The sequence below is a fragment of the Streptomyces sp. NPDC048565 genome, assembly GCF_040650935.1.
Classification (GTDB): Bacteria; Actinomycetota; Actinomycetes; order Streptomycetales; family Streptomycetaceae; genus Streptomyces.
On record NZ_JBEZIH010000004.1, the window covers coordinates 78,697 to 92,632 of the forward strand.

A 13,936-nucleotide genomic window follows, 5' to 3' on the forward strand; every position below is an offset into this window, starting at 1 on the left:
CGCGCCCGCGCCGCGCGGCGGTGGCCGCCGGGGTCACCGAGAACCTCCGCGGAATGAGAGTGCGCGGGCCACCGGCTCTACGGCTGACTCCGGCCAACTCCGGTACCCGGACCGGTGCCGCGGCCTAGGGTGATCCGTGTGACGCAGCCTTCCTACCTCCGGTATCCCCATGTCCAGGGCGACTTGATCGCCTTCACGGCCGAGGACGACGTCTGGCTCGCGCCGCTCGACGGCGGCCGGGCCTGGCGTGTGAGCGCCGACAACCGCCCTGTCAGCCAGCCGCGGATCTCTCCCGACGGCACCCTGGTCGCCTGGACGTCCACCCGTGACGGGGCCCCCGAGGTGCATCTCGCGCCGGCCGACGGCGGTCCCTCCAGACGGCTGACCCACTGGGGCGACGCGCGCACGTCCGTACGCGGCTGGACCCCCGACGGCGACGTGCTGGCGATCAGCACCCAGGGCCAGGTCTCCCTGCGGCGCAGCTGGGCCCGTGCCGTCCCCGTCGACGGCGGCCCCGCCCGAACCCTGCCGTACGGGCCGGTCGGCTCGCTCGCGTACGGACCCGGAGGGCGGCCCCTGCTGCTCTCGGCCACGATGGGACGCGAGGCCGCCGCCTGGAAGCGCTACCGGGGCGGGACGGCCGGCAAGCTCTGGATCGCCGCGGCCGACCGGCCCGCGGACGGCACCCCCGAGGAGTTCACCCGCGTCCATGCGGACCTCGACGGCAACCTCGAATGCCCGATGTGGGTCGGTGAGCGCATCGCCTTCCTCAGCGACCACGAGGGCGTCGGCGCGCTGTACTCCTCCCTGCCCGACGGCACGGACCTGCGCCGCCACAGCGGCGTCGACGGCTTCTACGCCCGGCACGCCACCACCGACGGCACCCGGATCAGCTACGCCGGCGCCGGTGAACTCTGGCTCCTTGACGGTCTGGAGAGCGACGGCCCCCGCCGTCTCGACATCCGGCTCGGCGGACAGCGCACCGACCTGCAGCCGCACCCCGTGGACGTCGGCAGCCATCCGTACAGCGCGTCCCCGGACCGCACCGGCCGCGGCAGCGCGGTCGGGTCCCGCGGCGCCGTCCACTGGGTCACCCACCGGGAGGGCCCGGCCCGCGTCCTTGCCGCCGAACCCGGGGTACGGGCCAGGCTCCCGCACACCTTCCAGGCCGACGGCGGCCAGCACGTCGTCTGGGTCACCGACGCCGAGGGCGATGACGCCCTGGAGTGTGCGCCGGCCACCGGCACCGCGCCCGGCACCGCGCCGCGCCGCCTCGCGGCCGGCCGGATCGGCCGGGTCCTGGATCTGGCCCCCGCCCCCGACGGCAGCCGCTTCGCCGTCGCCGCCCACGACGGACGGGTCCTGATCGTCGAACGGGAGAGCGGCGAGGTGCACGAGGTGGACCGCAGCGAGGACGGGGACGCGTCCGGACTCGTCTTCTCGCCCGACTCCGCCTGGCTCGCCTGGTCGCACCCCGGCCCCGAGCCGCTCAGCCAGCTCAGACTGGCCCACCTCGCGGACCTGTCGGTCACCGAGGCCACCCCGCTGCGGTTCCGGGACTACGCCCCCGCCTTCACGACCGACGGGAAGCACCTGGCCTTCCTCTCCGAGCGCGTCTTCGACCCGATCTACGACGCGCACGTCTTCGACCTGGCGTTCGGCGGATCCTGCCGGCCGCACCTGCTGACACTCGCCGCCACCACGCCCTCCCCGTTCGGGCCGCAGCTCCACGGCCGTCCGGCCGAGAAGGAGAAGGGCGGTGACGGCGAGGACAACCCCACAGCGCTCCCCATCACCCGCGTCGACCTCGACGGTCTCGCCGACCGGATCGTGCCGTTCCCCGTCGAGGCCGCCGGCTACTCCTCGCTCCGGGCCGCCAGGGACGGGCTGCTGTGGCTGCGCCACCCGGTGAAGGGAGTGCTCGGTGCCGGCGCCGCCACGCCCGGCGCCCGCAGCCCCGAACCAACCCTGGAGCGGTACGACCTGGAGAAACTGCGCTGCGAGGAAGTCGCCTCCGGCATCAGCCGGTTCGCGGTCAGCGGCGACGGCAGGCGGCTGGTCCTGCACAGCCACGGCACTCTGCGGGTCGTCCCCTCCGACAGCCGGGTGTCAGGGGAGTCCGACGACGACGGCGACACCCACGTCACTGTCGATCTCTCCCGTGTCCGCCGCACCCTCGACCCGGCCGCCGAATGGCGCCAGATGTACGACGAGGCCGGCCGCGTCATGAGGGACAACTTCTGGCGCCCCGACATGGGCGGCGTCGACTGGGACGGCGTCCTGGACCGCTACCGGCCGCTGCTGGACCGGGTCTCCACCCACGACGACCTGATGGACCTGCTCTGGGAGGTGCAGGGCGAACTCGGCACCTCCCACGCCTACGTGAGGCCGTCCGGTGGCCACGGCGACGACTCCGCCCGGCAGGGACTGCTCGGCGCCGACCTCTCCCGCGCCGACGACGGGCGCTGGCGCGTCGACCGGATCCTGCCCTCGGAGACCTCGGACCCGGCGGCCTGGTCCCCGCTCGCCGCTCCCGGCGTCGCGGTGCGCGCCGGCGACGTGATCCTGGCGGTCGACGGGCACCCCGTCGACACCCTCACCGGCCCCGCCCCCCTGCTCGCGGGCACGGCCGGCAAGCCCGTCGAGCTGACCGTCTCACCGGTCGACGGCGGCGAGCCCCGCCATGTGGTCGTCGTCCCCGTCGCCGACGAGGAGGCGCTGCGCTACCACGCGTGGGTCGCCGGCCGGCGTGCGTACGTGCACGAGCGGTCGGCCGGCCGCCTCGGCTACCTCCACGTCCCCGACATGGTCGGCTCGGGATGGGCGCAGATCCACCGGGACCTACGCACCGAGGTCGCCCGCGAAGGGCTGGTGGTGGACGTACGGGAGAACAGGGGCGGCCACACCTCGCAGCTGGTCGTCGAGAAGCTGGCCCGCCGCATCGTCGGCTGGGACCTGCCGCGTGGCATGCGGCCCTCCAGCTACCCCGGTGACGCGCCGCGCGGACCGGTCGTGGCCGTGGCGAACGAGTTCTCCGGCTCGGACGGCGACATCGTGAACGCGGCCATCAAGGCGCTCGGCATCGGCCCGGTGGTGGGCACGCGCACCTGGGGCGGCGTCGTGGGCATCGACAGCCGCTACCGCCTGGTCGACGGCACGCTGGTCACCCAGCCGAAGTACGCCTTCTGGCTGGAGGGGTACGGCTGGGGCGTCGAGAACCACGGCGTCGACCCGGACGTCGAGGTCGTGACGGCCCCGCAGGACCACGCGGCGGGGCGGGACCCGCAGCTGGACGAAGCGATCCGGATCGCGCTGGAGTCGCTGACGCGGACGCCGGCGAAGACGGCTCCGCGACTGCCGTCGGCGGACGGGGCGCAGTAACGACCTGGTGCGCACGGCGGGGGCGATGGCGGGGGCGGACCCGCGCCACCGCCCCTGATCGCCCTGGGCCCCGAGTCGGCCGTCTTCCGCCGCGCGGCGCCCGCTAGGCTGCCCGTGACCGATCACCACGACCCAGGAGCACCCCATGGCGGGAGAGCCGCAGGCCGACTGTCTGTTCTGCAAGATCGTCACGGGTGACATCCCGGCGACCATCGTCCGCGAGAGCGCGACGACCGTCGCCTTCCGCGACATAAACCCCCAGGCCCCGACGCACGTCCTGGTCATCCCCAAGGCGCACTACCCGGACGCCGCCTCGCTCGCCGCGGCCGAGCCGGACATCGCGGCTGACGTGCTGCGTGAGGCCGGTCTTGTCGCCGCCGACGAGAAGATCACCGACAGCGGCTACCGCATCGTCCTCAACACCGGCGCCGGCGCCGGCCAGACCGTGTTCCACGCGCACGCCCACGTCCTGGGCGGTCGCGGGATGCAGTGGCCCCCCGGTTAGGGCCGCTCGTGTCCGTACGGGAACTGGTGATCCTCGGCACCGCGAGCCAGGTGCCGACCCGGCACCGCAACCACAACGGCTATCTGCTGCGCTGGGACGGCGAGGGCATCCTCTTCGACCCGGGCGAGGGGACCCAGCGCCAGATGCTGCGCGCGGGCGTCGCCGCGCACGACATCGACCGCATCTGCGTCACGCACTTCCACGGTGACCACTCGCTCGGCCTGGCAGGCGTGATCCAGCGGATCAACCTCGACCAGGTCCCGCACCCCGTCACCGCCCACTTCCCGGCGAGCGGACAGCGCTTCTTCGACCGGCTGCGGTACGCGACCGCCTACCGCGAGTCCGTCGAGCTGACCGAGGCCCCGGTCGCCGCCGACGGCGTACTCGCCACCACCGACGCGTACACCATCGACAGCCACCGGCTGTCTCACCCGGTCGAGTCCTACGGCTACCGCCTCACCGAGCCCGACCGGCTGCGCATGCTGCCCGAGAAGCTCGCCGAGCACGGCATCGGCGGGCCGGACGTCGGACGGATCCAGCGGGACGGCGTCCTGCGGGGCGTCCCGCTGGAGGAGGTGTCCACGACCCGCCGCGGGCAGCGCTTCGCGTTCGTCATGGACACCCGGCTCTGCGACGGCGTGTCCGCGCTCGCCGACGGATGCGACATGCTGGTCATCGAGTCGACGTTCCTCGACGAGGACAGCCGGCTCGCCGCCGACCACGGCCACCTCACGGCCGGCCAGGCGGCACGGGTGGCGAAGGAGTCCGGCGTACGGCACCTCGTGCTGACGCACTTCTCCCAGCGCTACACCGACTCAGACGTCTTCGAGCACCAGGCCAGGGCAGCCGGCTTCGAAGGTGAACTGACCATTGCCCAGGACCTGATCAGGGTCCCGGTACCCACCCGCCACACGTAACGAGAACTCCGTGCACCTCCCCAAAGCCGAACTCCACCTCCACATCGAAGGGACGCTCGAACCCGAGCTGGCCTTCGCGCTCGCCGCACGCAACGGCGTGGACCTGCCCCACGCGGACACCGAAGCGCTGCGCACCGCCTACCTCTTCGACGACCTGCAGAGCTTCCTCCACCTCTACTACGCCCTCATGGCGGTCCTGCGCACCGAGGACGACTTCGCCGAACTGGCCGACGCCTACCTCGCCCGCGCCGCCGCCCAGGGCGTCCGGCACGCCGAGATCTTCTTCGACCCGCAGGCCCACACCGACCGCGGCGTCCCGATCGGCACCGTGATCGAGGGGCTCGGCAGGGCGCTGGACCGCAGCGAGGAGAAGCACGGCATCTCCACCCAGCTGATCATGTGCTTCCTGCGTGACAAGTCCGCCGAATCGGCGCTGGAGACCCTGGAGGCCGCGAAGCCGTATCTGCACCGCGTCAGCGCCGTCGGCCTCGACTCGGCGGAGGTCGGACACCCGCCGGCGAAGTTCCGCGAGGTGTACGACGCGGCCACGGCGCTCGGCCTGCGCAAGGTCGCCCACGCGGGCGAGGAGGGTCCGCCGGAGTACATCCGGGAGGCCCTCGACGTCCTCGGTGTCGAACGGATCGACCACGGCCTGCGCTGCATGGAGGATTCCGAGCTGGTGGACCGGCTGGTCTCCGAGCGGATCCCGCTGACACTCTGCCCGCTGTCCAACGTGCGGCTGCGGGCCATCGACGTCCTGGAGCAGCACCCGCTGCGGTCCATGATGGACGCGGGTCTGCTCTGCACGGTGAACTCCGACGACCCCGCCTACTTCGGCGGATACGTGGGGGACACCTTCCAGGCCGTGCACGAGGCGCTCGGCCTTGACCGGGAGCAGCTGCGCACCCTGGCCCGCAACTCCTTCGAAGCGGCCTTCCTCGACCACGACGAGGAGCGCAGGGCGCGCTACCTCGCCGAGGTCGAGGCCTACGTGTTCGACTGACCGCCCCCGCCCGTCGTACGGAACGCGCTGCGCACCAGCCGTCTGCGCCACGGGGCGGGCACGCTGATCTCCGCGACCGCCTGCTCCGGCGCGCCCAGCTCGGGCACCGCGCCGGACAGGCCGTCGCTCCTGGCGGCGAGCAGCGCGGCCGGGGCCCCGCCCCTGCGCCGTACGGAACCCGGCACCAGCGGCCGGCCCCCGGTGTGCAGGGCGACCGCGGTGACGGGGACCGCGACCAGAAGTGTGGCGGCCCCCAGGATCAGCCCCATCGCCGTGTAGCCGGCCTGCTCGGAGAGCACACTGCCGAGCAGGGGGCCGCAGGCCGTACCGGCGGACGCCGCCGAGCCCGCGAGGACCGCCCAGCGGCCGCGTGCGTCCAGCGAGGCCGCCAGCCCGATCAGATACGTCAGGACCACCGGGTAGAAGGTGTTCCACGCGATCTCGCCGGCCGCGAACGACCTGAGACCGTCGGCGGACGAGCTGAGCACGATGCTCCCCGCGATGATCACCGTCCCGAGGGCGATCGGCAGCGCACGCCCGAGCCTGGCTCCCAGCAACCCCGCGGCCATCAGCCCGAGGAGCCCCGCTCCCAGAGCGGCGGCGAACACCGCGCCGACGGCCACCTCGGAGAGGCCCACCTGCTCGGCCCCGATGCGGCCGCTCACGCCCCACAGGGCGTTCTGCGCCATGGACCAGACGGCCATCCCGCCCGCCAGTACGAGACCCGACCGCCGGTGCGGCAGCCGCCCCCGCACCGGAGAGGTCCCGCAGGCGGGAGAGGAGCCGCCCAGCCGGGAGGTCGCGGGCCACACGAGCAGCGCGACGACCGCGATGCAGGCGAACGGCAGCCGGTGGCCGCCGCCCAGATGGGGGATCGTCAGATAGAGCGCTCCCGCGGTCGCCGAGACGCTGAGCAGCCCCAGCGACGAGGTCCGGTGCGGGTCGCGCCGTGCCGCGATGCCGGCGGCGGCGACGGCGGTGGCGGCACCGGAGCCGAAGCCTCCGGCCACCACCCCCGCGATCACCAGAGGCATCGAGGTGGTCAGCGCGGCGCAGCCGTAGCCGAGCGCGGCGAGCAGCAGCCCCGCGCGCGCCGGGCCGCGCGCCCCGAAGCTCTCGGCGCGTCCCGCCAGCGCGAAGCCGGCCGATGCGGAGCTGAGCAGAAGGGCGCTGCCGACCAGGCCGGCCTGGGCCGGGGTCAGGTCCAGGCAGGCGCTGAGGCGGCCGACGAGGGTGGGGAGCAGATAGGCGGCGAGGTAGCCGGCGGTGAACACGGCGACCAGGGGCCACGCGGCGCGAGGGCGCGAGGACATGGGGGTTCCTGAGGACATGCCGGAGTAGGCAGTAGTGAGGCAGGGGAGGGCAGGGGGAAAGCGCAGAAAAGCGGGAGAAGTGGCACTCGTCCTGTCCTGGACGGTGCTCGCGGGGCAATTTGTATCAAGAGGGACAAGATGACGGAAATCCGACTCGTTGTGATCTGGGTCACAGTGCGGTTTTGCGGGCGTTCCCGGCGGGTAGCCAGTTCGGTTTACGCGGGTGGGGGCACGGGCGGGAGCGCCGGTCGGAGTCAGCTCGTCCGAGCGGCGCGGACCCTCCGGACGAGGCATCGGATCCGGCACACTTGGCCTCAACTCGCACACGCAAGATCCGCCTCGGCCGGGGGAACGCACGGTGACTACAGCTGATCCAGGCATCGACCCGCTGCTCGGGCTGCGCGCCCCGCAGGACCCGGACTGCGATGTCTTCCTGACCGGCACGGTCTTTCTCGACATCGTCTTCACCGGGCTCGACAGCGCACCCGTCCGGGGGACGGAGTCCTGGGCCCGGGGGATGGGATCCAGCCCCGGCGGCGTCGCCAACATGGCCACCGCCCTCGCCCGGCTCGGCCTGCACACCTCGCTGGCCGCCGCGTTCGGCGACGACCACTACGGCGAGTACTGCTGGGACGCGCTCGAACACGGCGAGGGCATCGACCTGTCCATGTCGCGCACGGTCCCCGGCTGGCACTCGCCCGTCACCGTCTCCATGGCGTACGAGGGCGAGCGCACCATGGTCTCGCACGGTCACGAGGCCCCCGCGGCATCCGTGGCGCCCGGCCGCACCTTCCCGAAGTGCCCGCCGCGCGCCCGCGCCGCCGTCGCCTCGCTCACCCCCGGCCGCAGCGAGCCCTGGGTCGCGGGGGCCGCCAGGGACGGCGCGATGATCTTCGCCGACGTCGGCTGGGACGAGACCGGCCGCTGGGATCTGGACGCCCTGCCCGACCTCGGGCACTGCCTCGCCTTCCTGCCCAACGCCGAGGAGGCCATGCGCTACACCCGCACCGACTGCCCGCGCGCCGCCGCCCACGCCCTGGCCGAGCGGGTCCCCCTCGCCGTGGTCACCCTGGGAGCGGACGGGGCCTACGCGGTGGACCGGGCGACCGGGACGGCCGCGGAAGTGCCCGCCATCGCGGTGGAGGCGCTCGACCCCACGGGGGCCGGCGACGTCTTCGTCGCCGGGTTCGTCACCGGGACGCTCGCCGACTGGCCGCTCGCCGACCGCCTCGCCTTCGCCGGACTGACGGCCGCCCTGTCCGTGCAGGAATTCGGCGGGTCACTGTCCGCACCCGGATGGGCGGAGATCGCAGCCTGGTGGCAACAGGTACGCACCTACGCCGACCAGGACCCGGCGGCACTGGAGCGCTACGCCTTCCTGGAGGAGCTGCTCCCCGCCACCAGCAGGGCATGGCCGCTGCGCCGCGCCGTCCCGACCATCGGCTTCCGGCAGTGAAGGGCTGATGATCACCGGGTAAAACCTCTCGGTGTTGTCGGTGCGGAGTCGTACGCTGGTACTCCAGAGGCGGTCGAGCAGCGACTGCCCTGCAACGGGAGGTATGCGCAGGCCCGAGGGCCGGCCCATGACTCAGTCACCCACACAGCCGCAGGCGCGCGCCAAGATCGACATCCCGGCCGCTCACCCCATGGTGATGCTCCTGGGGTCGGGCGACTCCCTGCTGCGCGTGATCGAAACGGCGTTCCCGGCCGTCGACATCCATGTCCGGGGCAACGAGATAAGCGCGGCTGGCAGCGCGGCGGACGTCGCCCTGATCCAGCGCCTTTTCGACGAGATGGTGCTGGTGCTCCGCACCGGGCAGCCGATGACGGAGGACGCTGTGGAACGCTCGATCGCCATGCTCAGGGCGAGCGGGAACGGCACCGGGGACGGGGAGGAGACACCCGCGGAGGTGCTCACCCAGAACATCCTCTCCAGCCGTGGCCGCACCATCCGCCCCAAGACGCTGAACCAGAAGCGGTACGTCGACGCGATCGACAAGCACACCATCGTCTTCGGTATCGGCCCCGCGGGCACCGGCAAGACCTATCTCGCCATGGCCAAGGCGGTCCAGGCCCTGCAGTCCAAGCAGGTCAGCCGGATCATCCTGACCAGGCCCGCCGTCGAGGCGGGGGAGCGGCTCGGCTTCCTGCCCGGCACGCTCTTCGACAAGATCGACCCGTATCTGCGCCCGCTCTACGACGCCCTGCACGACATGCTCGACCCCGACTCGATCCCCCGGCTGATGGCCGCGGGCACCATCGAGGTCGCACCGCTCGCCTACATGCGCGGTCGGACCTTGAATGATGCCTTCATCATCCTGGACGAGGCGCAGAACACCAGCGCCGAGCAGATGAAGATGTTCCTCACCCGGCTCGGCTTCGACTCGAAGATCGTCGTCACCGGTGACGTCACCCAGGTGGACCTGCCGACCGGCACCAGGAGCGGTCTGCGTCAGGTCCAGGACATCCTGGAGGACGTCGAGGACGTGCACTTCTCCCGGCTCACCTCCCAGGATGTCGTCCGGCACAAGCTCGTCGGCCGTATCGTCGACGCGTACGAGAAGTACGACAACGCAGAGGGCCGTGACGGCCGCAACGGGAAGTAGTCGCAGCGCACCATGTCGATCGACGTCAACAACGAGTCCGGAACCGAGGTCGACGAGCAGGCGATCCTCGACATCGCCCGCTACGCGCTCGCCAGGATGCGGATCCACCCGCTGTCCGAACTCTCGGTGATCGTGGTGGACACCGCCGCCATGGAGCAGCTCCACATCCAGTGGATGGACCTTCCGGGCCCGACGGACGTCATGTCCTTCCCGATGGACGAGCTCCGTCCCCCGGCCAAGGACGACGAGGAGCCCCCGCAGGGGCTCCTCGGTGACATCGTGCTCTGCCCCGAGGTCGCCAAGAAGCAGGGCGAGGACGCCGAGACGCAGCACTCGATGGACGAGGAACTCCAGCTCCTCACCGTCCACGGCGTGCTGCACCTCCTCGGTTACGACCACGAGGAGCCCGACGAGAAGGCCGAGATGTTCGGCCTCCAGGCGGCGATCGTCGACGGCTGGCGCGGTGAGCGCGGGCTGACCGGGCCCTCACCCGCCCCCACCGTTTCGTGAGCCTCCCTCTCGTCTTCGGCGCGGTCCTGCTGGTCGTCGTCGGCTGGCTCGCCGCCTGCGCCGAGACCGGCATCGCGCGCATGTCCAGCTTCCGTGCGGCGGAAGCCGTCCGGGCGGGGCGGCGCGGCAGCGCCAAGCTGGAACAGGTCGCGGCCGACCCCACCCGCTATCTCAACGTCGCCCTGCTCGTGCGGGTCGCCTGCGAGATGTCGGCGGGCGCGCTCGTCACGTACGCCTGCCTCAAGGCGTTCCCCGAGACCTGGGAGGCGCTGGCGGTCGCCATGGGCGTGATGGTCCTCGTCAGCTATGTCGCCATCGGGGTATCGCCGCGCACCATCGGCCGCCAGCACCCGCTGAACACGGCCACGGCCGCCGCGTACGTCCTGCTGCCGCTGGCCAGGATCATGGGCCCGATCCCACAGCTGCTGATCCTCATCGGCAACGCGCTGACCCCGGGCAAGGGATTCCGTAAGGGCCCCTTCGCCAGTGAGGCCGAGCTGCGCGCGATGGTCGACCTCGCCGAGCAGGAGTCGCTCATCGAGGACGAGGAGCGCCGCATGGTGCACTCGGTCTTCGAGCTCGGCGACACCCTCGTGCGCGAGGTCATGGTGCCCCGCACCGACCTGGTCTGCATAGAGCGGTACAAGACGGTCCGTCAGGCACTGACCCTCGCCCTGCGCTCCGGCTTCTCGCGGATCCCGGTCACCGGGGAGAACGAGGACGACATCGTCGGGATCGTCTATCTCAAGGACCTGGTCCGCAAGACACACATCAACAGGGAAGCGGAGGCGGACCTCGTCTCCACGGCGATGCGCCCCGCGGCGTTCGTCCCCGACACGAAGAACGCCGGTGACCTGCTGCGCGAGATGCAGCAGGACCGCAGCCACGTCGCCGTCGTCATCGACGAGTACGGCGGCACGGCCGGCATCGTCACCATCGAGGACATCCTGGAGGAGATCGTCGGCGAGATCACCGACGAGTACGACCGCGAACTCCCGCCGGTCCAGGAGCTGGAGAACGGCTGCTTCCGGGTGACCGCCCGGCTCGACATCGGCGACCTCGGGGAGCTGTTCGGCCTCGACGCCTACGACGACGAGGACGTGGAGACGGTCGGCGGTCTGCTGGCGAAGGCGCTCGGGCGGGTCCCGATCTCCGGAGCCTCATCGGTCGTCGACCTCCCCGACGGCCGCAAGCTCCGTCTCACCGCGGAGTCCCCGGCCGGCCGCAGGAACAAGATCGTCACCGTGCTGGTGGAACCGGAGGAGGCAGGGACGCCATGACGCCCCAGGAGCTGCGCACGTTCTGCCTGGAGTTCAACGCGGGCGTGGAGGAGTTTCCCTTCGGGCCCGAAGCCTCGGTCTTCAAGGTCCTGGGCAAGATGTTCGCGCTCAGTGTGCTCGACGCCCGGCCACTCAAGGTCAGCCTCAAGTGTGATCCGGACGACGCGCTGCGGCTCCGGAAGGACCACCCCGCCATCGTCCCCGGCTGGCACCTGAACAAGCGGCACTGGAACACCGTGACGGTCTCCGAGCTCCCGGGCCGGATGGTCCGGGAGCTCGTGGAGGACAGCTACGACCTGGTGGTGGCCGGGCTCCCCAAGGCGGAACGGCTGCGCCTGGACCGGCCGTAGGGCGTCAGGTCCGCCGCAGGCCGGCCGGTGATCGTGCCGCACACACCGCTGCCCGACACGGGCACGGAGGCCGAGCTCCGGTGGCTGGGCTCGCCCGCGGGCAGGCGCGCGCCTCGATGTACCCGGTCCCGGGGTGAACCGACCCCGTCGCGGGGAGTCCGCCCGCCCCCTTCGTATGCTCAGCACATGACCGACAGCACTGACCTCGGCCCCGAGGACCGCAAGATCGTCACCCTGGCGCGCAGTGTCCGCGCCCGCAACGGAGTGCCGGAGGGCGCAGCGGTGCGGGACGAGACGGGACGTACGTACGCCGCCGGGACCGTGGCCCTGGAGTCGCTGAAGCTCAGCGCACTCCAGACCGCCGTCGCGATGGCGGTGGCCAGTGGCGCCACTTCCCTGGAGGCGGCGGCCGTCGTTTCCGGGTCCGCCACCGCCTCGGACGCGGACCTGGCCGCCGTGCGTGACCTGGGCGGGGCCGGCACTCCCGTGCTGCTCGCGGCGCCCGACGGCACGCTCAGGTCGACGGTGACCGCGGGCTGATTCGGGGCGGCGGCGCCCTCCTGTGCAACTCGGCCGTCCGGATCGGGGAGAATGGGCGCCATGAGCGCTCGACCGAACACCGAAGCTGCTGCGCAGCAGGCTGAGAACACCGCCCCCCACCGGGCCGGCTTCGCCTGCTTCGTGGGCCGCCCCAACGCGGGCAAGTCCACCCTCACGAACGCTCTGGTCGGGAGCAAGGTGGCGATCACCTCCAACCGGCCCCAGACCACCCGGCACACGGTGCGGGGCATCGTGCACCGCGACGACGCCCAGCTGATCCTGGTGGACACACCCGGTCTCCACAAGCCGCGCACGCTGCTCGGGGAGCGGCTGAACGACATCGTGCGGACCACCTGGGCCGAGGTCGACGTCATCGGCTTCTGCCTGCCCGCCGACCAGAAGCTCGGACCCGGCGACAAGTTCATCGTCAAGGAACTCGCCGGGATCAAGAAGACCCCGAAGATCGCGATCATCACCAAGACCGACCTGGTCGAGTCCAAGGTGCTCGCCGAGCAGCTGCTGGCCGTCTCCGCGCTGGCCGACGAGCTCGGCTTCGAGTGGGCGGAGATCATCCCGGTCTCGGCGGTCAAGGAGGAGCAGGAGGGGGGACGCAGTCCCTCGAACAAGGGTGGTGGCGGCCGAGGGGCAGGCCAGGTGGGCCTGCTCGCCGATCTGATCGCCCCGCTGCTCCCCGAGAGCCCCCCGCTCTACCCGGAGGGCGACCTCACCGACGAGCCCGAGATGGTGATGGTCGCCGAGCTCATCAGGGAGGCCGCGCTGGAGGGCGTGCGGGACGAGCTGCCGCACTCCATCGCCGTCGTCGTCGAGGAGATGCTGCCCCGCGAGGACCGGCCTGCGGACAAGCCGCTGCTGGACATCCACGCGAACGTCTACATCGAGCGGCCCAGCCAGAAGGGCATCATCATCGGCCCGAAGGGGAAGCGGCTCAAGGACGTCGGCATCAAGTCCCGCAAGCACATCGAGGCGCTGCTGGGCACGCCGGTCTTCCTGGACCTGCATGTGAAGGTCGCCAAGGACTGGCAGCGCGACCCCAAGCAGCTGCGCAAGCTGGGATTCTGAGGCGGGCCGGAGTCCGGAGGCCGACGCGGCCGTGCGAAGCCGCTGAGGCCCCTGGGCCGAGGGGTGCGAGTGCGGCGTGGAGAGTGGCTCCCCAAGCAGCTGCGCGAGCTGGGATTCTGAGCCCGTCTCCCGGGCCTGATCCGGACGGAAGACCCTATGCGCCTTCCTTGAGGACCCGGGAGATCAGAGTCCGCTGGGCCTCGGTCAGCCGTGGGTCCGCGCAGTCCGCCGTCCGGCCGTCCACGGTGATCCGGTAGCGGAAGCCGTCCGGCACTCCGGCGGGCGGGCCGCCCCGGCCGTCGGCGAGCGCCGACTCGGCCAGGGCTTCCCAGTCGGCGGCGTCGAGCCGTCCGGAGGTCTCGATCTCACCGTGGCGTGCGATGCCGGCGAACCCACCGGTCCGGCTCACCTGAATGCGCATGCGTACCGGCTCCTGCCTGACACCTGACAC

The 13,936-nt window shown here is 72.0% G+C and carries 13 protein-coding genes; 11 read left to right on the forward strand and 2 right to left on the reverse strand.

The features are described 5' to 3' along the window. Positions 1 to 138 precede the first annotated feature (138 nt). The 4 genes from AB0C75_RS06580 to AB0C75_RS06595 all read left to right on the forward strand — a co-directional run bounded on the left by AB0C75_RS06580 (position 139) and on the right by AB0C75_RS06595 (position 5,806). Positions 139 to 3,381, forward strand: coding sequence for a S41 family peptidase (locus AB0C75_RS06580; RefSeq protein WP_362887733.1), 3,243 nt, complete (start codon positions 139 to 141; stop codon positions 3,379 to 3,381). Between the two features lie 145 nt (positions 3,382 to 3,526). Continuing rightward, positions 3,527 to 3,886, forward strand: coding sequence for a histidine triad nucleotide-binding protein (locus AB0C75_RS06585; protein ID WP_362887735.1), 360 nt, complete (start codon positions 3,527 to 3,529; stop codon positions 3,884 to 3,886). A gap of 8 nt (positions 3,887 to 3,894) precedes the next feature. Further along, positions 3,895 to 4,803 carry a ribonuclease Z gene (locus tag AB0C75_RS06590; protein ID WP_362887737.1) on the forward strand — a complete coding sequence of 303 codons (909 nt, stop codon included), beginning with the start codon at positions 3,895 to 3,897 and terminating at the stop codon, positions 4,801 to 4,803. 10 nt (positions 4,804 to 4,813) lie between these two features. Next, positions 4,814 to 5,806, forward strand: a complete 993-nt coding sequence (locus tag AB0C75_RS06595) for an adenosine deaminase (protein ID WP_362887739.1) — start codon at positions 4,814 to 4,816, stop codon at positions 5,804 to 5,806. Here AB0C75_RS06595 and AB0C75_RS06600 read toward each other — a convergent pair. Next, positions 5,791 to 7,119: an MFS transporter gene (locus tag AB0C75_RS06600; protein ID WP_362887741.1), complete on the reverse strand. Its 1,329-nt coding sequence runs from the start codon at positions 7,117 to 7,119 to the stop codon at positions 5,791 to 5,793. The genes AB0C75_RS06595 and AB0C75_RS06600 overlap by 16 nt on opposite strands. Before the next feature lie 358 nt (positions 7,120 to 7,477). Between AB0C75_RS06600 and AB0C75_RS06605 the strand changes: the two genes are divergently transcribed. The 7 genes from AB0C75_RS06605 (at position 7,478) to AB0C75_RS06635 (ending at position 13,485) form a co-directional block, all read left to right on the forward strand. Beyond that, positions 7,478 to 8,575 (forward strand): PfkB family carbohydrate kinase, encoded by a 1,098-nt coding sequence (locus AB0C75_RS06605; RefSeq protein WP_362887743.1) that lies wholly within the window; start codon positions 7,478 to 7,480, stop codon positions 8,573 to 8,575. A 127-nt stretch (positions 8,576 to 8,702) separates the two neighbouring features. Then, positions 8,703 to 9,725, forward strand: a complete 1,023-nt coding sequence (locus AB0C75_RS06610; protein ID WP_362887745.1) for a PhoH family protein — start codon at positions 8,703 to 8,705, stop codon at positions 9,723 to 9,725. Positions 9,726 to 9,737: 12 nt separating this feature from the next. Further along, positions 9,738 to 10,235: an rRNA maturation RNase YbeY gene (gene ybeY, locus AB0C75_RS06615; protein WP_277334053.1), complete on the forward strand. Its 498-nt coding sequence runs from the start codon at positions 9,738 to 9,740 to the stop codon at positions 10,233 to 10,235. Continuing rightward, positions 10,232 to 11,515 carry a hemolysin family protein gene (locus tag AB0C75_RS06620; protein WP_362887747.1) on the forward strand — a complete coding sequence of 428 codons (1,284 nt, stop codon included), beginning with the start codon at positions 10,232 to 10,234 and terminating at the stop codon, positions 11,513 to 11,515. Before ybeY ends, AB0C75_RS06620 begins: the two co-directional genes overlap by 4 nt. Further along, on the forward strand, positions 11,512 to 11,865 hold the full coding sequence (locus tag AB0C75_RS06625; protein WP_362887749.1) for an MmcQ/YjbR family DNA-binding protein: 354 nt from the start codon (positions 11,512 to 11,514) through the stop codon (positions 11,863 to 11,865). The genes AB0C75_RS06620 and AB0C75_RS06625 overlap by 4 nt, the downstream gene beginning before the upstream one ends. Before the next feature lie 186 nt (positions 11,866 to 12,051). After that, the gene (locus tag AB0C75_RS06630) at positions 12,052 to 12,405 is read left to right on the forward strand and encodes a cytidine deaminase (protein WP_362887751.1); all 354 of its coding nucleotides are present in this window, start codon (positions 12,052 to 12,054) and stop codon (positions 12,403 to 12,405) included. Between the two features lie 51 nt (positions 12,406 to 12,456). Next, a complete protein-coding gene (locus tag AB0C75_RS06635; protein WP_362887753.1) occupies positions 12,457 to 13,485 on the forward strand; it encodes a GTPase Era in 1,029 nt (342 codons plus the stop codon). A gap of 154 nt (positions 13,486 to 13,639) precedes the next feature. Here the strand turns inward: AB0C75_RS06635 and AB0C75_RS06640 are convergent, their stop codons facing one another. Continuing rightward, positions 13,640 to 13,906, reverse strand: a complete 267-nt coding sequence (locus AB0C75_RS06640) for a protealysin inhibitor emfourin (protein ID WP_362887755.1) — start codon at positions 13,904 to 13,906, stop codon at positions 13,640 to 13,642. Positions 13,907 to 13,936: the final 30 nt, after the last annotated feature.